Consider the following 20,213-nt stretch of genomic DNA (forward strand, 5'->3'; position numbering starts at 1 on the left):
ATGGTACTGCAGGGGGGACCCTGTGGGAGAGTAGGACGCCGCCGAACAATTCTTGAGAAAGAACCCCCATCCGGTTTCCGGATGGGGGTTCTTCGTATTTCCGGACCATCTCAATCGCAGGTGTCCCTCTGTCCACCAGCAGGTGGTCCTAGGTCTACCCCGGAATTGGGGTGCCACGGCCAGTGTGCGTGGCGGGTGGTTCGTGAACACTGATGGAGGACGATCGGCACCGGCACCAGGAGCTTCCGTGACAACAGTGAGTCGTACGAGCGGCACGTCCGTACGTGCGCAGGCCCGGTCCACCTTCGCGGCCGGCGGTAAGGGGCTGGCGCGGCTTGCGGTTGTGGTGTTGGCAGCGGTGCCGGGGGCGGTGCTGCCGGTGGGTGCGGCGATCTTCTCGGGGGCTGTGTCGGCCCGGCTCCTGGAGTCGTACGACGTGGGGCTGTTGCTCGCCGTTCTGGTGGCGGCGACTGCCGGCGGCGTGGTGGCCGCCGCCAACGTCCGCCGTACCGCGAACCGCACGCGCGGCCAGCTGGAGCGCTGGTTCGGCATCCGGCTGCCGGCCGTGTACGAGCCTCGCCCGGAGCTGGAGTTGGACGGCCGGGGGCATTGGTGGACGGGCTACACCTACCACCGTTCGCGGACGGTGGCGAAGTACGCGCAGTTGGTGCACTGGGGCCTGCGGGACCGGATGACCCGCGCCGAGCTGCTCTGGCTTCTGGTGAACCCGTTCCTCGCGATCGCCTTGGCCGGCCCGGTCGCCGTCCTGCTGGGGTTCGGTGTCGCCAACATCCTGGCGGGGCCGGTGCCGACGAGCGGGTTCGGCCCGCTGAGCAGCCGGATGACGTCCGTCCTGCTGAGCGCCCTGCTCGGGGCCGTCATGATCGCGGTCGGGATACTCGCGGCACCGTTCGCGGTGCGCTGGTACGCGGAGGCGGCCCACCGGGTCCTGGACCAGGACGGCCGGGCCACCCACGCCCAGCTGACCAGGCGGGTGGCCGAGCTGACCGAGACGCGGGCGGACGCGGTGGGCAACCAGGCGGCCGAACTCCGGCGGATCGAGCGGGACCTGCACGACGGCGCCCAGGCGCGGCTGGTCGCGATAGGCATGACGCTGGGCACCATCGAGCACCTGATGGACACCGACCAGGCGGCCGCCCGGGAGCTCCTCGCTGAGGCGCGCCAGTCCTCGGCCCGGGCCCTTCAGGAGCTGCGGGACCTGGTGCGCGGCATCCATCCGCCGGTGCTCGCCGAGCGCGGACTGGGCGACGCCGTCCGGGCGCTGGCGCTGGACAGCGCGCTGCCGACGGAGGTGTGCGTGAGCCTGCCGGACCGGCCTCCGGCCCCGGTCGAGGCCGCGGTGTACTTCAGCATCTGCGAGCTGCTGGCCAACGCGGCCAAGCACTCGGGCGCGGAGCAGGTGTGGGTGGACATCCTCTACCGGGCCGGCTTCCTGCGGGTCGCGGTGACGGACGATGGAGTCGGTGTGGCGGATCCTTCGCGGGGGACGGGACTGCGCGGGATCGAGAAGCGATTGGGTACCTTCGACGGTGTCCTCTCCATCGACAGCACGTCGGGCGGACCCACCACCATCACCTTGGAGTTGCCGTGCGAGTTGTCCTCGCCGAGGACCTCTACCTCCTTCGCGAAGGCCTGATCCGGCTGCTGGAAGCGCACGGTTTCACCATCGCCGCAGCGGTGGAGACCGGTCCCGAGCTGCTGGAGGCGCTGCTGACCCACCGCCCGGACGTGGCCGTGGTCGACGTCCGGCTGCCCCCGACGCTGACCGACGAGGGCTTGCAGGCGGCGCTCAAGGCACGACGGGAGATCCAGGGCCTTCCGGTACTGGTGCTGTCGCAGCACGTCCAACAGCTCTACGCACGGGAGCTGTTGGCCGATGGCACCGGGGGGATCGGCTACCTGCTGAAGGACCGGGTGTTCAATGCGGGGCAGTTCATCGACGCGGTCCGTCGGGTGGCCGCGGGCGGGACGGCGATGGATCCGGACGTGATCGCCAAGCTGATGCAGACCACCTCGCGCCGGCCCGGCCCGTTGTTGCGGCTGTCCCCGCGTGAGCGCGAGGTGCTGGAGCTGATGGCCGAGGGCTGTTCCAACTCGGCGATCGCAGCCCGTCTCTCGGTGAGCGACGGCGCCGTCGCCAAACACATCGCCAACATCTTCACCAAGCTCGAAATCGTCCCCGACGAGGACGCCAACCGCCGGGTGCTCGCCGTGCTGGCCTACCTCAACGGCACTGCGGGGCGGATCGGCTGACGGACTGGGCTGACGGGCCGGCCGGGCTCCGGTGCAGGTCGGCGCGGTGCCGGGGCTCGCCGATGGCCGTCGTCCTGTGACACCCCAGGCTGTGGGAACGCTTAAACACTTGTACGAGTAAACTCCGGTGGGCCGAGCCCGGAGGTCGCTCAGACGTCCGGCGGCCCGACCAGCGGGACCCGGCAGTCGAGGCGCGTACGGCCGCAGCCGACATCCAGGGGTTGATAGACGTAATGGCACGCCCAACGCTCACCAAGGCCCATCGGGGCCTGCTCGGCCTGGTCGCGGCCGGTGCCTGCATCATCTCGGGCATCGGCTTCGCGGGCTCGTACAACGCGGTGCGCGAGCTGGCAGTGGAGAAAGGTTTCGGCGCCTTCTCCTATGCCTTCCCCATCGGTGTGGACGCGGGCATCGTGGTGCTCCTGGCGCTCGACCTGGTGCTGACCTGGCTGCGGATCCCCTTCCCCATGCTGCGGCAGACCGCATGGCTGCTGACCGTCGCCACCATCGCGTTCAACGCGGCCGCCTCCTGGGGCGACCCGCTGGGCATGGGGATGCACGCTGTCATCCCGGTGCTCTTCGTCGTGGTGGTCGAGGCCTCGCGGCACGCGGTCGGCCGGATCGCGGCGATCACCGCGGACCGTCACATGGAGTCGGTCCGGGTGATGCGCTGGATCCTCTCCCCGGTGCCCACGTTCCGGCTCTGGCGGCGGATGAAGCTCTGGGAGCTCCGCTCCTACGACGAGGTGATCCGGCTCGAACAGAACCGCCTGGTCTACCGGGCGCAGCTGCGTTTCCGATACGGGCGCGGCTGGCGGCGCTCGGCGCCGATCCAGGCGCTGCTGCCGCTGAAGCTCGCCAAGTTCGGGGTCCCGCTGGACCCCTCGCTGCTCGACCGGCTCGATGACGTGGGCCGTGAGCGCAAGGCCGAGGAGATCCCGGCCGAGCAGCAGGCGCAGGCGATCGGCCCCCAGGAGAACCGTGCCACCACGGCCATCGCTCCAGCTGCGAACGGACACCCGCAGCAGCCCCAGCACCCCCAGGAGGCGGGCCAGACCACTCAGCAGCCTCAGCCCCAACAGGCTCCGGCCCAGGCGCCCGCGGCCGTCGCGCCGATGTCCGCCGAGGTGGCCGCCCCGATGCTCGCGAAGCTGGCCGCCGTCCGGCTGCGTGTCGCCCAGGAGCCGGACGAGGCAGCCGACGCAGCCCCGCAGCCGCCCCGCGAGGAGCTGAACGTCTGGACCGAGCGCCCGGTCCGCACCACCGGCCACCCGGCCGATGCCGCCCCGGGCGGACGGGTGCCCGGCCAGGCCTCGCCCTGGTTCAAGCCCCCGCGTCCGGTCGTCGGGGAGCCCACCCCCGCCCCGGCCCCCGCGCGTGACCCGCGCCAGGCCGGACAGCCCGCCGAGCCGGTGCACCGTCAGCAGCAGGCCCCGCAGGCCCCGCACAGCCAGCAGGCGCAGCAGCCCGAGCAGTCCCAGCAGCCCCACCCGTCGGAGCAGGAGCGCCCGTCGGAGCAGCCCGTCCAGCAGGCCGAGGCCGAGCAGCCGGTTCCGGCCGAGGACTTCGCCCCCGCCGAGCAGCCCGCGATGCTCCAGGCGCCCGCGCGCCTCGACCCGGACCTCGCCTACGAGGCGCTCGTCTCCTACATGGACAGCCACGGCCACCAGCCCGACCCCCAGCGCCTCGCCGGCTGGCTGACCAAGCACTTCGGCGTCACCGGCAAGGGCCCGGACGGTTCGGTCCACCCCAAGGAGGTCGCCGAGCTCTTCCCCGAGCTGCACGACCGCTACGTCGCCGCCGGGAGGGAGTGACGGCGGACCGCCACCTCCCGGGCCCCGGGCGGCCATTGACGCCCGGTCCCGCCGGAGCTACCTTCGCCTCAACAAATTGTTGAAGCGCTGGTTCGGCACGGAGGAGTGCGGATGACACGGGTCGAGGTCGACGGAAACGGGCCGACGGACGGGGCCTCCTTCTCCTCCGCGGCCCGCGCCGCCGTGGAGGCGCTGCTCGCCCCGGTCGACGCCGACCTGGCGCGCCGCTACCCGGGCGAGCCCGCGACCAGGCAGCCGGTGCACACCGTCTACGTCCCGGCCGACGCCTTCGACGCCGGCACCGTGCGCGAGTGGGGCCGCCGGGCGCTGGAGGCCTTCGACCGCCACGCCGCCACCCCGGCCGAGCTGGCCCGAGCCCTCGGTGTCGCGGACGACGGGCTGCTCGCCGATGTGCACGCCCGGGTCCGCGCCAAGCTGGAGCGCGAGCCGATCGAGGACCTGCGGATCGACTTCGAGGACGGCTACGGCCCCCGCTCCGACGCGGAGGAGGACGCCGCCGCCGTCCGCGCCGCCGAGCTGGTGGCCGCAGCCGTGGCCGAGGGCAGTGCCCCGCCGTACATCGGCATCCGGGTCAAGTGCATGGAGGCCCCCGTGCGGGCCCGCGGCATCCGCACCCTGGAGCTGTTCCTGGCCACCCTGCTGGAGGGCGGCGGGCTGCCCGAGGGCCTGGTCCTGACCCTCCCCAAGGTGACCTACGCCGAGCAGGTCACCGCGCTGGTCCGGCTGCTGGAGGACTTCGAGGGCCGGGCCGGGCTGCCCGCCGGCCGGATCGGCTTCGAGATCCAGATCGAGACCACCCAGGCGATCCTCGGCCCCGACGGCCGGGCCACCGTCGCCCGGATGATCGAGGCCGCCGAGGGCCGCGCCACCGGCCTGCACTACGGCACCTTCGACTACAGCGCCGCCTGCGGCGTCAGCGCGGCCCACCAGAGCATGGACCACCCGGTCGCGGACCACGCCAAGGCGGTGATGCAGGTGGCGGCCGCGGGCACCGGGGTCCGGCTCTCCGACGGCTCGACCAACGTCATCCCGACCGGCTCCACCGAACAGGTGCACGCGGCCTGGAAGCTCCACCACGGCCTGGTCCGCCGCTCGCTGGCCCGCGCCTACTACCAGGGCTGGGACATGCACCCGGCGCACCTGCCGACCCGTTACGCGGCGGTCTACTCCTTCTACCGCGAGGGCCTGTCGGCCTCCGCCGCCCGGCTCGCCGGGTACGTCGCCAAGACGGGGGGCGACGTGATGGACGAGCCGGCCACCGCCCGGGCGCTGAGCGGCTACCTGCTGCGCGGCCTGGACTGCGGCGCCGTCGACCTCACCGAGGTCACCGCGCTGACCGGCCTGGACCGCGAGCGGCTGAACGCCCTGGCCGGCCGCTGAGCCACCGGCGGCCGGTCCCTCCCGCCGGGCGCCAACTAGGCTGGCGGTACCGCTCCCCGGTTCCGGGAGCGCGCCGTCAGCCGTCACCGTCCTCGGGAGGACCACCGCACCATGTCCGCCACGCCGGAGCCCACCGCCAGGCCGTACCTCACCATCCGGCGGGCCGGCAGCCACGAGATCGAGATCAAGAAGTCCCGGTTCATCTGCCACCTCGCCCGGGTCGCGGACGAGGAGGAGGCGCAGTCCTTCATCGCCGGCATCCGCAAGCAGTACTGGGACGCCCGGCACAACTGCACCGCCTTCGTGGTCGGCGACGAGCAGCGCCGCGAGCGCTCCAGCGACGACGGCGAACCGGGCGGCACGGCCGGGGTGCCGATGCTGGAGGTGCTGCGCCGGCGCGGTCTGACCGACACCGTCGCCGTGGTCACCCGGTACTTCGGCGGGATCAAGCTCGGCGCGGGCGGGTTGGTGCGGGCGTACGGGAACGCGGTGTCGGAGGCGGTCGACGAGATCGGCCTGCTGGAGCGCCGGCCGGTCGCGCTGCTCGCGGTGGCGGTGGACCACGTCCGGGCCGGGCGGGTGGAGAACGACCTGCGGGCGGCCGGGTACACGGTGAGCGACCTCGCCTACGAGGCCGCCGGGGTCCGGATCGAGGTGGGCGTACCGGAGCCGGACGTGGCGGACTTCCACACCTGGCTGGCCGAGGCGACCGGTGGCACGGCGGTGGCGGTCCCGGCCGGCCGCACCTACGTCGAGGTGCCGGTCTGACCGCGGACACCCGCGGCACGGCGGGGCCGGGCGCCGCCCCGGTGGGCCGTACCGGCGGCTTCGGGCTCCTCCGGGCGGCTCCGGACGGGCCCTGACGGGCCGTCCCCGTAGCCCAGGGCCAACGCCACGCGGAAGACCGCTTGAGCAGATTCACCCGAACGTAGTGTCGTAGCCCGGAGTTGGAACTTCCGCTCCGGGCGGTGGCGTTTCCTGGGCAAGGTTCCGGCAGAACCGGACGAAACCATCGATGGAGGACACAGGACCCCACCCCGCACCACGGAGGTACGTGCATGACCTCGAACCGTTCGACCTCGAATCCCCAGTCCGCGACCCACACGGTCCCGACCCGCGCGATCGCCGACCACCTGACCCCGAGCCACCCGGCCCCGGGCCACCCGGCGCCGAGCCGCCCGATCGCGAGCCGTCCCGCCCCGAACCGCGTCCGCTCGCACACCGGCGCCGAGGTGCCCGGCCCCCGCGGCCCCGCGACGCCCTACCGGATGACGGTTACCACGGCCCTCCCGCACCCGGAGGCCGTCGCCCTGGCCGACGAGCAGCTCGCCGCCTGGCTGAAGCAGGAGGGCTTCGAGGAGCCACCGCCCGCCGGGCCGGCCCCACTCGGGCCGGGCTCGGTGGCGGATCCCGCCACCGAGCGCCTCCGGCTGGGCGAGCGGGTCCTGCTCGACCGCGACCAGGGCCCGCTGCGCGACGGCCCGGGCGCCGGCCGCTACGACCGCCGCCGCCTGCGCACCCCGGCCCCGCACGGCACCCAGCAGCTCACCCTCACGGTGGCCACCGGAGCGGACGGGCGCACCTGGGTCCGCTTGGAGGCCGAGACGCACAGCACCGGCAGCGGCGTGCGCACCCCGTGCCGGGTACCGGTGCCCGAACTCGTCCGTTCGCTACTGCCGCTGCTCGACGCCACCGACGGCCTCGCCGCCGTCCACACCGGGCCCCGGGTGATCACGGCCGACGAGGTCGACGCCCTGATCGACGAGCTGTGCGACCCCGAGCGCAGACTGTCCGTCGTGGTGGCCAGCGTCCCGGTGAACCTCCCGCTCGACGGCTGGGTGCGCGACGTGGTCGCCCCGCTCTGCCACCAATTGCCCGGCCTCGCCACCGCCTACGTGCTCGACCCCGGTGCCCGCACCGTGTTCAACGTCGCGCTGGAGTACCACACCGTCTACGGGGGAGCGGTGCGCACGTACCTGCCCGAGGTCGACCCGGCCTCCCGGCAGGACAGCGCCCGACATCCGGTACTCGCCCGAGGCCGAATAGAAGAGGACCCGCGCCGTGCCGCCGGGCTGCTCGCCCGCGAGCCGCGCCGCCTCGCCGCGGACCAACCGCTGCCGGCGCCGTTGGCGGCCGTGCCGGTGCTGCGCGTCCCGCCACCGCAGCTGCGCCACGCCCCGGAGCGGACCACCGGGCAGGCCGCCGAGAACGCCGCCGACGCGGCCGCCGGGCGGACGACCGGGCACCGGGGCACGGAGCAGGCCGCGACCCGGGCCGACCTGGCCGCGCTCGCCCGGGAGGAGCAGCAGGACCGCGCCGAACAGCAGGCCAGGGCCGACGAGCTGGAGCGGGTCCGGCACACCCTGCGCCTGGAGCGGCGCGATCACCGCGAGCGGGGCCAGGGCCGCGACGCCCGGGACGTCCGGGAGGGCCGTCTCCGTACCGGGGCCCGCGCGCTGACCGGCCGCCACTGCCTCGCGCCGGGAGGAGCCGGGTCGGCGGGCAGTGGATCAGCGGGCAGCGGGTCGGCGGGCCCGGGGCCGACCCCGGGCGCGCGCCCCGCCGTCCAGCCCGTCGACCGCCCCGGCACGCCCGACACCTTCACCGAACTCATGGCCAGACTGGGCGAGTTCCCACTGGTGACCTTCACCGGCGACCAGAAGAGCGCGCTCGCCCTGGACGAGCTCCAGTGCACCGGTGCCGGGTGGGCCCGGCTCGCCTGGGACGGGCTGACCGCCCTTCAGGAGTACGCCGAGGCGGCCGTGCGCGGCGCGGCCGGCGGGGACTTCAAGCAGTGGTGCGAGCGCACCCCGGAGGGCTGCCGCCGCTTCCCGCCCCGCAAGGCGGTGCGCGGGGAGTCCCGGACGGTGTTCAGCCACGCCAAGTGGAAGCGCGAGCGGATGCTGCCGGTGCCGGAGTGCGTCGACGCCTCCCGGCGCGCGTTCATGGGAGCGCACCTGCGGATCGGCGGCGGCCGCACCGCACCCCGGCTGCACTACCTGGACGACTGTTCCGGCAGTGGCCGGATCTACGTCGGCTACATCGGCCTGCACCTGACCAACACCCGGACCAACTGAGCGGCTTGGCTGACCGCCGCGCCCGTTCGGGGGACAATGTCCGGCAGGGGAGGGTCCGCAGGGTCGCCGACCGTCCCGGGCAGGTGCCGGACGAGCATGGGGGAACGACGACCGATGCAGTACTCAGCAGACGGCCAGCCCGACGGAACCGCCACGGTCCAGTTCCCCCGGCCGGGCTTCCTCGCCTCGGTCTTCCGTGACCTCGGAGCCGAGGAGGACCGGCAGCCGGACGGTGCCGCCACCGCCCGCCCCGGAGCTGGCAAGGCCGGTGACGGCGAGTCCGGTGACGGCCCGCCCTATGACGGCCGGCCCTATGGCGGCCCGTCCGGCGACGGGCCGTCCGGTGCCGCGCAGTCCGACCAGGGCCTCGACGGTCCGGACGGCCCCGGCCGTCCCGGTTCCGCCGAGGCAGGCCCGGACGAGGCCGTGGCGGCGCACGCCCGGGCCGCCGCCCTGACCCACCACCGGACCCTCACCGTCCAGGCCGAGCACGACCGGCTGGCCGACCTGCTGCGGCGGGCCGCGCTGCCCGTCTCGGCGATGGACTTCGAGAGCCAGCTGCGCCACTACGAGCCCCGCCCCTACCCGGCCGACGGCCCCGCCGCAGACGAGGAGCCCGAGCCCCGCTGGGAGGACTTCGCCCCCGCGGAGCCGCCCGTGGCCGACCCGGAGAGCGGCCCCTCCCGCCGGCTGCTCGACTCCGGCTACCAGCGGGAGCTGGCGCAGGCCCGGCTCGCCCACCAACGCGCCCTGCGCGAGTGGCGCACCCGCCGGGCCGAGGCCGGCGACCCGGCCGCGGACGAGTCCCGGCGCGCCCACGAGGCGGCCGAGGAGGCCCGGGCCCGCGTCGTGCGCGAGTACAACGAGAGCCTGGAGGAGTGCCGCCGGGCCTACCGGCTGGCCGAGCCGGCCGCCGTGGAATCGCTGCTGGAACGGGCGCTGGCGGCGGCCGAGACCACCACCCAGGACCTGCCCGCCTCCTGCCGGGCGGTCTTCCGACCGCTCACCCGCACCGCCGTGCTGGACCTGGACCTGCCGCCGCTCGACCTGGTGCCCTCGCTCACCGGCTACCGGCTCGCCCCCGGTGGCGACATCGTCCCGGTGCCGCGCCCGCAGACGGACCGGGCCACCGACTACCTGCGGCTGGTCGCCCGGCTCGCCCTGCGCGCCCTCCAGGCCGCCGACGCCGTCGACACCGACGAGATACTCGCCGGGGTCGTCCTCAACGGCTGGCTGCGCGATCCCGCCACGGCCGAGCCGCTCTGCCTGGTCAGCGTGGACGCCGACCGCGACGCGCTGGCCCGCACCCGGCTGCTGCCGCCGGGCACCCCGTACGAGGAGCGCGACGACGAGGGCGTCTACGCCGACGCCGAACAGGACGAGGCCCTGGTGCGGCTGCGCCAGCTCGGCGCGGCCGTCACCCCCGACCCGTACGACCGGGCCGGTGTCCAGCCGGCCGCCCGGGCCGGGGCCGCGGTGCCGGCCGCCGCCGACCTGTCCGCCAACGAGTTCGCCCAACTGGTGCGGGAGCTGCTGACCCGTGGCGGGATCGCGCAGTGGAGCGTACGGCTGCGCGGCCCGGCCGGGCTGGTCGCCACCGGCGAGGGGGCACCCGGCAGCGCGCTGCCCGGCCGCTGGGTGGTCTGGGCCTCGCGGGACACCGCGCCGATCGGCGTCGAGCAGATCGAGACCCTGGCCGAGGCGGTGGGCGAGGAGTCCGCCGAGCGCGGCCTGCGGCTGACCACCGGCCGGTTCACCGACGAGGTGCTGGACCTCACGGCGGCGGAGAGTCACCGGCACATCCACCTGATCGACGGCGACGGAGTCCGCGAACTTGCCCACACCCACCTCGGTCTGCCGGTCGCCACCGGCAGCTGACCCCACCTGACCCGCACTCACACCACGACCGCACTCGACCCCCACTCGACCACGACCGCACTCGACCCCGGCAGACCGCGGCCCCACCGGGGCGCCGGGAAAGCCTCACCCGGACGTCGCATCCGGCGGGCGACCCGGAACCTGCGGACCGAGGCTGGGGGAACGGTTCCGCAGCAGCACACACCCCAGCCCGGGCACTCCGGGCGATCGCCGCCGAACGGGCGTCCGACACGGTTCGGCGGTCGGCCCGGCCAGGGACGGATCCCAGGGGGAGAGCAATGGGCAGAGCGCCCGGCAGACCGCACGGAGGTGGCCCCGACCACCACGCCGGACCCGCGCCGGAGCCGGACCGGTGACCGCGGTCCTGGTCGCCGCCGGGGCCTTCCTGATGACCCTGATCGGTGGCTTCGTGGCCCAGCGCACCGGCGACCGCCGTCACCTGGTGCTCGGCTTCGCCGCCGGACTGATGCTCGGTGTGGTGGCCTTCGACCTGCTGCCCGAGGCGCTCCACGAGGCACCCGGGGAGGTGCACGGCGTGCCGGAGGCGCTGCTGATGTTCGCGGGCGGGTTCCTCACCCTGCACGTGGTCGAGCGGGCGGTCGCCATCCACCGCGGTCACGAGGGCGAGTACGCGGCGCACTCCCACGGTCACCACCAGGGCCATCATGCGGGCCACCACCACGGACACGCCGGGCACCAGGGCGTCGGACTGACCGCCGCGCTGGCCCTGGTCGGGCACAGCATGATGGACGGCTTCGCGATCGGCGCCGCCTTCCAGGCCGGCACCACGGTGGGCACGGTGGTGGCCATCGCGGTGGTCGCGCACGACTTCGCCGACGGCTTCAACACGTACACGATCACCCGGCTGTACGGGAACGACAAACGGCGGGCGCTGGCCCTGCTCACGGCGGACGCGCTGGCCCCGGTGTCCGGCGCGGCCATCACCCTGGCCTTCACCATCCCGGAGCACCTGCTCGGCCTCTACCTGGGGTTCTTCTCCGGCTTCCTGCTCTACCTGGCGACCTCCGACATCCTCCCCGAGGCGCACAGCCCCCACCCCTCGCGCAGCACCCTGCTCTGCACCGTCGCCGGGGTCGGCTTCATGTGGCTGGTGATCGGCTTCGCCGGCTGAAGCCCGTCCAGCCAGGCCAGGCCAGGCCGTTCGGACCGCTCGGGTGCCCCGCCCGTCTGGGCCGCCCGGTCAGGCCGGCAGCCGCCCCCAGCACTCCCGCATCGAGGCCAGCGCCTCGGTGATGGCCGGCCGCCGGGAGGCCTGGGAGCGCCAGAGCGCGAAGACCCGGCGGCTCGGCTCCGGCGTCACCCGCCGGGCCGTCACCCCGGGCGGCAGCGGGCCCCGGCCCAGCTTCGGCACCAGGCCCATCCCCAGACCGGCCGCGACCAGCGCGATCTGGGTCTCGAACTCCCCGACCAGGTAGCGCACGTCAGGCTCCTCCCCGGCCTCCCGCAGGGTGCGGACCAGCCAGTCGTGGCAGATGTTGCCCGGCGGCACGCTGATCCACCGCTGCCCGCACAGCCGTTCCACCGGCACCGGGTCGAGCGCGGCCAGCGGGTCGTCGGCGGGCAGCAGCAGGTCCACCGGGTCCGTGCCGAGGTCCATCCGGGAGACCCCGTCCTGCACCGGCAGCGGCACGGTCGGCCAGTCCTGCACCAGTGCCAGGTCCACCTCGCCCCGGGCCACCAGTTCGGCGGCCGGGTACGGGTCGCGCTCCAGCAGCCGGACGTCCAGTTCCGGGCAGCGCCGCCGCAGATCGGCCAGTGCCCCGGGCATCAACCCGCGCGCACCGGACGGGAACGCGGCCACCAGCAGCCGCCCCACGGCCCGGCCGCGCTGCTCCTCCAGGCGCACCTCGGCCTGCTCCACCAGCCCCAGCACGGTCCGCGCGGTGGCGGCCAGCTCGCGCGCCGCGTCGGTCAGCACCACCCCCCGGCCCTGGCGCTCCAGCAGCACCGTCCGGGTCTCCCGCTCCAGCTTGGCGATCTGCTGCGAGACCGCCGAGGGGGTGAAACCGAGCGCGGCCGCCGCTCCGCCGACCGAGCCGTGCACCGCCACCGCGTGCAGCGCCCGCAGGCGTCCCAGGTCCATCATGCAGCGATCCTAAAGTGTTTCCTTCAGAACTCATCGCTGGTGCTACACGGTTCGGCGCCACCATGCTCGACCCATGACCGCGACAACCGCCGCCCCGAGCGGCCAGCGCAGCACGGGCACCGTGAGCACCGACGGCGGCCACGGCATGAGTCCGCGCCACATCGCCCTGGCGGTCCTGGTGGCCGCCGTCTGGGGCCTCAACTTCGTCCTGATCCACGTCGGCCTGGAGAGCTTCCCGCCGCTGCTCTTCTGCGCCCTGCGGTTCGCCGTCGTGGCGGTGCCCGCGATCTTCTTCGTCGGCCCGCCCCGGGTGGCCTGGCGCTGGGTGGTGGCCGTCGGGGTGGTCCTCGGGGTGGTCAAGTTCGGGCTGCTCTTCCTCGGCATGCACGCCGGGATGCCGGCCGGGCTCTCCTCCCTGGTGCTCCAGGGGCAGGCAGGCTTCACCGCGCTGTTCGCCGCCGTGCTGCTGCGCGAACGCCCCGGCGGGCAGCGGCTGGCGGGCCTGGCGATCGCCTTCGCGGGCATCGCGCTGAGCGCCTGGGACCAGGGCGCCGGCGGGCCGCTCGGGGCCTTCGCCCTGGTGGTCCTGGCCGCCGTCGCCTGGGGCCTGGCCAATGTGCTGACCCGCCGGGCCGCGCCGCCGGACGCGCTGCGCTGGATGGTCTGGGTCAGTGCCGTCCCGCCGCTGCCGCTGCTGGGCCTCTCCCTGCTGGTCGAGGGGCCGCAGGCGGACCTGCGCGCGCTGCGCGAGATCACCCCGGCCGGACTGGGCGTGATCGGCTACGTCGGGCTGGTCTCTACCCTGCTCGGCTTCGTCGCCTGGAGCTACCTGCTGCGCAGCTACGACGCGACCGCCGTCGCCCCCTACTCGCTGCTGGTGCCGGTGTTCGGGATGTCCTCGGCCTGGCTGCTGCTCGGCGAGCGGATCAGCCCGACGGCCGCCGCGGCCGCGCTGCTGGTGATCGCCGGGATCGGGACCACCGCGCTGCGCCCGGGCGCGGCTAGCGCCGCGGCGGCCCGGCTGCGAGGAACCGGGCCTCGGCGGAGCGCAGCACCCGCAGCAGCACCTCCTCGTCGGCGGGGCTGACGTCGCCGAAGTAGTCCTGTGCCACCTCGTCCCGGACCTGCCCGATCCGCTCCACCGCCGCGCGTCCGGCCTCGGTCAGCAGGATCCGAACGGCCCGCCGGTCGGCCGGGTCGGGGCTGCGCTCGACCAGGCCGGCCTCCTCCAGCGCGTCGACCACGGTGGTCGCCGAGCGCGGGGCGATGTGCAGCTTGTCGGCGAGGTCGCTCAGCCGCATCGCGCGGTCCGGGGTCTCGCAGCCGGGCACGTGGGCGAGCGTGCGCAGCGCCCGGGCCTGGCCGGGGGTGATGCCGTACGGCTCCAGTCGCCAGCCGGTCTGACGGCGGATGCGCTTGATCGCCCTGGTCATCGCGTCGGCCAGCTCGGCGGCGGAGCCCGGGGTGCCGCCGGGGCCGGGGGAGGGTTCCGCCGGTTCGTCGGTCGGCGTGGTGGTCATCGGCGGTCTCCTCGGCTGGCGTCCGCCCCAGGGTAGCGGCCGGTCCGGGCCTCGCGGCCGGCAGCGGAGAATGATCACGGAAATATGTTGAGCCTGGCTCAGCATCTGGGTTAGCGTTGGCCTCAAGTGAGGGGACCCTAAGTTCTCCTCCCCCGACCCTGGAGGGCCCATGCCCCGCTCCGAAGCCCGCGTCGCCACCGACCGCTCGGGCCGTTACGCCAAGCAGCTCGCCGCCCACATGGGGCGCAAGATCGAGGCCGTCTACTCCGAGGAGACCGGCCTCGGCACGCTGGTCTTCGGCGCCGGCACCGCCACCCTGGAGGCGCGGCCGGACGCGCTGCTGCTCGCCGTCGAGGGCGAGCGCGAGAACCTGCCCGGCCTGGAGGACGTCGTCGGCCGCCACCTGGTCCGCTTCGGCGCCCGCGAGGAACTCGTCGTCGAATGGCAGCGGGACAACGGCGAGCCCGGGCTGGTTCACCGCAACGAGGACCCCGAGGCCTGATCCCTCCCGGTCCCCGGCCGGGGCAGCCACCGGTCCAGTGCCCACAGCGTCAGGACGGCCAGGCACCAGCTCGCCACCACGTCCAGCAGCCAGTGGAAGTCACTCCACACCAGCCCCGCGCCCACCCCGAGCGACAGCAGCACCGCACCCGCCGCCAGCCCCCGGCCGGCCCGGGGGCCCGTCACCCGGGCCAGCAGCAGCGCCGCCACCCCGTACGAGATCGCCGCGGTCGCGGTGTGCCCCGACGGGTACCAGCCCCACTGGCCCGCCGCCATCGGCTCGCCGAGCGGGCCCGGCCGGGCGAACGCCGCCTTCGCCGGGACCACCAGCAGGGGGATCAGCCCCGCCGTCAACGCCGCCACCGGCAGCGGCAGCCCCCAGCGCCCGGCCCGGGACCGGCGCCACCGCCAGGCGGCCAGCGCGCCGGCCAGCAGCAGCACCGGGACCGCCGGAACGCCGCTGCCCAGGTCCGACAGCAGGTGGCCGAGACGGTCGACCAGCGCGCTCGGGGCGTCCCGCCGGGCCGTGTGGACCGCCCGGCGGACCGAGCGGTCCAAACCGAGCAGCGGCCCGTCCGCCGAGACCTGCCAGGAGACCGTCATCAGCAGCACCGCCGCGACCACCGGAACGGCCACCGACCGGGCCGCCCGGCCCGGAACGGCGGACAGCCGCCCCGGAGCAGGGGGGAGAGCTCCGGGGCGGCTCTGATGATCGCCGTTCCGTGCGCCCCGGGGGGTGTGGGTCGGACGGTCGGTCGATCGGCCTTCGGTGTGCGCCGCCCCTCCCGGGGCGGCCTGGTAGCCCTCGCGGAGCACCCGCGGAACCGGCCCCGCAGGGGCCGCCGCGGACGGCTCCGCCAAGGGCTGGGGCTCGCTGTCCATCTGTGATGACACTACGTCAACAGCCCTTCCACGCCGAGTGCCTTCAGCGATTCCGCACATCATCTTCACCCCGAGCCGGACGGCCCCCGGGGCACCCCGTCGAGCATCCCGGACCACCCGTACGGGGCCCGGGACACCGAACGGCCCGTGCGGACCAGAGGTCCTCACGGGCCGTTCAGCGCTGTCCGGACAACCCTCCGGAAGGGGGTTCACGACCTGACGGACGTCAGGGGTTCACGACCTGGACGGGCGTCACCGCTCAGACGGCGGCGAACGCGCCCTCCAGGATGTCCAGGCCCTCGTTGAGCAGGTGCTCCGGCATGACCAGCGGCGGCAGGAAGCGCAGCACGTTGCCGTAGGTGCCGGCGGTCAGCACGACCAGGCCCTCGGCGTGGCAGGCCTTGGCGATGGCCGCGGTGGCCTCCGCGTTCGGCTCCTTGCCACCCGGCTTCACCAGCTCGACGGCGATCATCGCGCCGCGGCCGCGGACGTCACCGATGATCTCGTGCTTCTCCTGCATGGCCCGCAGGCGGCCCAGCATGATCTCGCCGATCCGCTGCGCCTTGCCGTTGAGGTCCTGCTCCTTCATGGTCTCGATGGCGCCCAGCGCGGCGGCGCAGGCCACCGGGTTGCCGCCGTAGGTGCCACCCAGGCCGCCGGTCTGCGCGGCGTCCATGATCTCGGCGCGGCCGGTCAGCGCGGACAGCGGCAGACCGCCGGCGATGCCCTTGGCAGTGGTGATCAGGTCCGGGACGATGCCCTCGTCCTCGCAGGCGAACCACTGGCCGGTGCGGCAGAAGCCGGTCTGGATCTCGTCCGCGACGAAGACGATGCCGTTCGCCTTCGCGAACTCCACGATCGCCGGCAGGAAGCCCTTGGCCGGCTCGATGAAGCCGCCCTCACCCTGGATCGGCTCGATGATGATCGCGGCGACGTTCTCGGCGCCGATCTGCTTGTTGATGGTCTCGATCGCCTGGGCGGCGGCCTCGGTGGCGGCGTTCTCCGCACCCGTCAGCCAGCGGTACGGGTAGGCGACCGGCACCCGGTAGACCTCGGGGGCGAACGGGCCGAAGCCCTGCTTGTACGGCATGTTCTTCGCCGTCAGCGCCAGGGTGAGGTTGGTGCGGCCGTGGTAGCCGTGGTCGAAGACCACGATGGCCTGGCGCTTGGTGTAGGCGCGGGCGATCTTCACCGCGTTCTCGACGGCCTCGGAACCCGAGTTGAACAGCGCGGTGCGCTTCTCGTGGTCACCCGGGGTCAGCTCGTTCAGCTGCTCGGCGACGGCCACGTAACCCTCGTACGGGGTCACCATGAAGCAGGTGTGGGTGAAGTTGCCCAGCTGCTCGGTCGTCCGGGCCACGACGGCCTCGGCGCTGTTGCCGACATTGGTCACGGCGATGCCGGAACCGAAGTCGATCAGCGAGTTGCCGTCCACGTCCTCCAGCACGCCGCCGTTGGCACGGGACACGTACACCGGCAGGGTGGTGCCGACACCGGCCGCCACCGCACCCAGCTTGCGGGCGTGCAGCTCCTGCGACTTCGGACCGGGGATCGCGGTGACCAGGCGGCGCTCCTGCGGGAGCGGCGTTGCGGCGCTCATGGGGTTTCTCCAGACTTCTCGGCTCGGTGCTTCGCAGGCTACGGCCGCCCTCCCCACCCGGGCACGCGCCACTCGGTAGCAGTGCGCCGTCCGACTTGTCCGGCGCGGCCAGCGCAGGAGGCGCGAGTTCCGGCAGGCCGCGCTCCACTACCCTGAGCGCGGGCGTGTCGCCGGTACGGCGGCATGGGTATGGCGGCACCGACGGTGGTCGGGGCGGGCGGGCGAGGGAACGGGGCCGTACATGGCACAGGACGGGTCACACCACCACGGCGAGCGCACCACCACCAGGCCCCCGACCTCCCTGCCCCACCAGCGGCCCGGCGCGGCCGGCTCCTCGTTCGGCTCCTTTGATCTCGCGGCCTGGGTCCGCGCCCCGCGCCCGGACGCCGAGCCCGGCGTCTACCGGCTCGGCTACCGGCGCCTCGACCCGGAGCGGGCGGAGGCGGCCAAGGTCGCGACCTGGCCGCTGCTGCTGCGGGCGGGGCTGAACGCGGTGGTGGGGTGGCTGGCCTTTGTCTACGGTGTCGAGTTCGCCACCCAAGGGGCGACCCTGGTCGGAATCCTTCCGTCGCAGTCAGCCTTCGTCGCCACATCGGTGGTCCTCGCGCTGAACGTCCTGGTGATGGGCATCGTCATCAAGGTGTTCGGCCGGATGGGCCGCTGGCCCGAGGTGTGGCGCCGCTACGTCTCGCCCCTGCTGTCGCGGACGGTGACCCAGGAGCAGCCCGTCGAGGAGGACGCCCCGGCGGCGGTCGAGGCCGTGCGCGGGCAGGACCCGTGGGACGGGCTGCGCCGGGGCGGTGCCGCGGAGGCCGCCGCCCGGCTGGACGCCGAAGCCGTGGGGGACGTCGACTACGTGCGGATCCAGCGCGCCTGGGAGTCCGCGCAGGCGGACCCGGTGTTCGTGCCCGCCTTCACCGAGCAGGTCGCCGCCCGCGGTGCGGCGGCCTTCGCCCACCCCTCCGAGGCGCGCGAGCTGCCCGGCCGCGCCGAGCAGCACGACCTGCTGCTCGGCCAGGTCCGGCTCGGCACCGCGCAGGACGTCCCGAAGAACCCGCTGGGCCACCGGGCCGCCGGTTTCGCGCTGGACCCGGCGGTGCTGGGCACCTCGCTGCTGGCGGTGGGCCCGGCCGGGACGGGGAAGACGGCGCGGCTGGCCCGGCCGGTGGCCGAGGCGCTGTGCCTGCAGGCACTGTCCGGCACCGCCTGCGCCGTGGTGGTCGGGGCGGCGGACGCCGATCTCGGCCCGGATTCCTGGTACGACGTGGTGATCGCACCCGGGGACGGGTCCTCCCGGTACGGGCTGGACCTCTACGGTGCCGCGCAGAACCCCGACGAGGCGGCGGCCCGGCTGGCCGAGGCACTGCTGCCGGACGAGCTGGCCGCCCGCGCGGAGCACGCCCGTACCGCCGTGCAGCAGGTGGTGGGCCCCTTCCACGCGGCGTACGCCCGCTATCCGGGGGTGCGGGAGCTGAGGGCGCTGCTGGCCGGCGAACCGGACGCCTCGGCGGCCCTGGTGAAGGCGCTGGGGGTGGCCGGGCTGCTGGCCGTCCACGAGCGGGACCTGGAGTACCGGGAGCGGCAGCGCGACCGGGCGGACGACCCGGGGGCGCTGCTGGCGGACCGGCTGGCGCTGCTGGACCGGCCCGCCTTCGAGGGGGCCTTCGCGACCGACGGCACCGGTCGCCCCCCGTTCGCGATGCGGGTGCTGGACCATCCGCTGCGGGTGCGGGTGAAGCTGCCCGAACGGAGCCACCCGGAGGCGGCGCGGATGCTGTCCCGGCTGGTGGTGGGGCAGTTCGTGCAGGCCGCCGCGGCCCGCCAGGACCGCTCGCTGTTCGCGGGCCTGGTGGTGGACGACGCCTCGGCGGCGCTGGACGCCACCACGGTGCGCGGGTTGCAGCGGATGCGCGGGGCGAACGCGGGCGCGGTGCTGCTGCTGCGGACGCTGGTGGACCTGCCGGAGGCGCTGCGGGCGCCGCTGTTCGGCGCGGTCGGCTGCCGGATGGCCTTCCCGGGGATCGCGCCGTGGGACGGGAAGCTGTTCTCGGAGGCCTGGGGGACGCACCTGGTGCCGGAGACGGCGGTCACCCACACCCCGGACACCTCCGGCGGCGTGATCAGGCGGGCCGGGCGGATCGGGCGGAAGGCGCTGTCGGGGACGACGGCGCAGACGGAGTCGGTGACGACGCGGGAGGTGGAGCGGCTGCGCTGGTCACCGTCGGACCTGGCGCACGCCCTGCCGGCCGGGCACGCGGTGGTGTCGTTGACGGCGGTGTCGGGGGAGCAGGTGCCGCCGCTGCTGGTGGACCTCCGAGGGTGAGGCGGGACGGCTGGGGAAGTCGCCTTCGAGGTGGATTCGGCAGTGCGGCTTGTCCGGAGCGTCCATAATGAAGGGGAGAGACCCTCACCAGTCCCACGTCCCTCTCCTCGCCCGGCCGCAACGGCGCGGTCAGGTCGATCCCCCGAAGGTGCCATGCCCCCCACACTCGCCTCCGTCGTCCGCAACACCTCGCTCCACCTGACGGTCCTCGCCGGTGCGGACCACCTGGAGCGGCCGGTCCGCTGGGTGCACACCAGCGAGCTGGACGATCCGACGCCGTTCCTGGAGGGCGGCGAACTGCTGCTCACCACCGGTATCAAGCTGGGCCGCACGGCGGCGCAGTTGCAGGCGTACGTGCACCGGCTGGCCGACGCGGGGGTGGTCGGGCTGGGGCTAGGGGTGGGGCTGTCGCACACCGAGGTGCCCCAGCCGCTGGTGGACGCGGCGGCGCAGCGCGGACTGCCGCTGCTGCGGGTGCCGGAGCCGACCCCGTTCATCGCGATCAGCAAGGTGGTGTCGGCGGCGCTGGCCGCCGAGCAGTACGAGGCGGTGACGACCAGCTTCGAGGCGCAGGAGGAGCTGACCCGGGCGGCGCTCGGCAAGGACGGCACGACGGCGGTCGTGCGCCGGCTGGCGGCCCGGCTGGGTGGCTGGGCGGCGCTGTACGACGGGTCGGGCGCGCTGTCGGTGGTGGCTCCGGACTGGGCGGCGCGCCGGGCGGGGCGGCTGGCGGCCGAGGTGGACCGGCTGCGTCGGCGGCCGGCGCCGTCGAGGGGGGGGCCCCCAGGCCCAACCACAAGGAGGAAAAACAAGGAAAAAAAACCCACGGTGGGTCC

The 20,213-nt window shown here is 74.5% G+C and carries 16 protein-coding genes; 12 read left to right on the top strand and 4 right to left on the bottom strand.

The features are described from left to right. Window positions 1–346 precede the first annotated feature (346 nt). The 8 genes from ACZ55U_RS36305 to ACZ55U_RS36340 all read left to right on the top strand — a co-directional run bounded on the left by ACZ55U_RS36305 (window position 347) and on the right by ACZ55U_RS36340 (window position 11,576). Window positions 347–1,657 (top strand): sensor histidine kinase, encoded by a 1,311-nt coding sequence (locus tag ACZ55U_RS36305; RefSeq protein WP_465533420.1) that lies wholly within the window; start codon window positions 347–349, stop codon window positions 1,655–1,657. Further along, window positions 1,609–2,274, top strand: a complete 666-nt coding sequence (locus tag ACZ55U_RS36310; RefSeq protein ID WP_465533394.1) for a response regulator transcription factor — start codon at window positions 1,609–1,611, stop codon at window positions 2,272–2,274. The genes ACZ55U_RS36305 and ACZ55U_RS36310 overlap by 49 nt, the downstream gene beginning before the upstream one ends. A gap of 233 nt (window positions 2,275–2,507) precedes the next feature. Further along, window positions 2,508–4,088 (top strand): DUF2637 domain-containing protein, encoded by a 1,581-nt coding sequence (locus tag ACZ55U_RS36315; RefSeq protein ID WP_465533396.1) that lies wholly within the window; start codon window positions 2,508–2,510, stop codon window positions 4,086–4,088. Between the two features lie 111 nt (window positions 4,089–4,199). Further along, complete coding sequence (locus tag ACZ55U_RS36320; protein WP_465533398.1) at window positions 4,200–5,489, top strand: DUF6986 family protein; 1,290 nt, start codon at window positions 4,200–4,202, stop codon at window positions 5,487–5,489. A 111-nt stretch (window positions 5,490–5,600) separates the two neighbouring features. Then, a complete protein-coding gene (locus tag ACZ55U_RS36325; RefSeq protein ID WP_465533400.1) occupies window positions 5,601–6,257 on the top strand; it encodes a YigZ family protein in 657 nt (218 codons plus the stop codon). A gap of 290 nt (window positions 6,258–6,547) precedes the next feature. Beyond that, window positions 6,548–8,566, top strand: a complete 2,019-nt coding sequence (locus ACZ55U_RS36330) for a hypothetical protein (protein ID WP_465533402.1) — start codon at window positions 6,548–6,550, stop codon at window positions 8,564–8,566. A gap of 114 nt (window positions 8,567–8,680) precedes the next feature. Further along, window positions 8,681–10,444 (top strand): restriction endonuclease, encoded by a 1,764-nt coding sequence (locus tag ACZ55U_RS36335; protein WP_465533404.1) that lies wholly within the window; start codon window positions 8,681–8,683, stop codon window positions 10,442–10,444. Between the two features lie 388 nt (window positions 10,445–10,832). Then, complete coding sequence (locus ACZ55U_RS36340; protein ID WP_465533422.1) at window positions 10,833–11,576, top strand: ZIP family metal transporter; 744 nt, start codon at window positions 10,833–10,835, stop codon at window positions 11,574–11,576. A 69-nt stretch (window positions 11,577–11,645) separates the two neighbouring features. Here ACZ55U_RS36340 and ACZ55U_RS36345 read toward each other — a convergent pair whose 3' ends face one another. Then, a complete protein-coding gene (locus tag ACZ55U_RS36345) occupies window positions 11,646–12,551 on the bottom strand; it encodes a LysR family transcriptional regulator (protein ID WP_465533406.1) in 906 nt (301 codons plus the stop codon). 145 nt (window positions 12,552–12,696) lie between these two features. On the opposite strand from ACZ55U_RS36345, the gene ACZ55U_RS36350 reads away from it, so the two are divergent. Next, window positions 12,697–13,638: an EamA family transporter gene (locus tag ACZ55U_RS36350; protein WP_465533424.1), complete on the top strand. Its 942-nt coding sequence runs from the start codon at window positions 12,697–12,699 to the stop codon at window positions 13,636–13,638. Here ACZ55U_RS36350 and ACZ55U_RS36355 read toward each other — a convergent pair. Beyond that, window positions 13,553–14,071 carry a MarR family winged helix-turn-helix transcriptional regulator gene (locus tag ACZ55U_RS36355; protein WP_465533408.1) on the bottom strand — a complete coding sequence of 173 codons (519 nt, stop codon included), beginning with the start codon at window positions 14,069–14,071 and terminating at the stop codon, window positions 13,553–13,555. The genes ACZ55U_RS36350 and ACZ55U_RS36355 overlap by 86 nt on opposite strands. Window positions 14,072–14,240: 169 nt before the next feature. Between ACZ55U_RS36355 and ACZ55U_RS36360 the strand changes: the two genes are divergently transcribed. Beyond that, window positions 14,241–14,573, top strand: coding sequence for a DUF2218 domain-containing protein (locus ACZ55U_RS36360; RefSeq protein WP_465533410.1), 333 nt, complete (start codon window positions 14,241–14,243; stop codon window positions 14,571–14,573). Here the strand turns inward: ACZ55U_RS36360 and ACZ55U_RS36365 are convergent. Then, entirely contained in the window at window positions 14,546–15,208 is a 663-nt protein-coding gene (locus ACZ55U_RS36365) for a phosphatase PAP2 family protein (protein WP_465533412.1), read from the bottom strand. The genes ACZ55U_RS36360 and ACZ55U_RS36365 overlap by 28 nt on opposite strands. A gap of 505 nt (window positions 15,209–15,713) precedes the next feature. Next, window positions 15,714–17,054 carry a 4-aminobutyrate--2-oxoglutarate transaminase gene (gene gabT / locus ACZ55U_RS36370; RefSeq protein WP_465533414.1) on the bottom strand — a complete coding sequence of 447 codons (1,341 nt, stop codon included), beginning with the start codon at window positions 17,052–17,054 and terminating at the stop codon, window positions 15,714–15,716. Between the two features lie 241 nt (window positions 17,055–17,295). Between gabT and ACZ55U_RS36375 the strand changes: the two genes are divergently transcribed. Together ACZ55U_RS36375 and ACZ55U_RS36380 are read left to right on the top strand one after the other, a co-directional pair. Next, window positions 17,296–19,377 carry an ATP-binding protein gene (locus tag ACZ55U_RS36375; protein ID WP_465533416.1) on the top strand — a complete coding sequence of 694 codons (2,082 nt, stop codon included), beginning with the start codon at window positions 17,296–17,298 and terminating at the stop codon, window positions 19,375–19,377. A 153-nt stretch (window positions 19,378–19,530) separates the two neighbouring features. Beyond that, window positions 19,531–20,213 (top strand): PucR family transcriptional regulator ligand-binding domain-containing protein (locus ACZ55U_RS36380; protein ID WP_465533418.1); only part of this gene is annotated, 683 nt, incomplete at its 3' end.

Source organism: Kitasatospora sp. NPDC034533 (assembly GCF_055575155.1).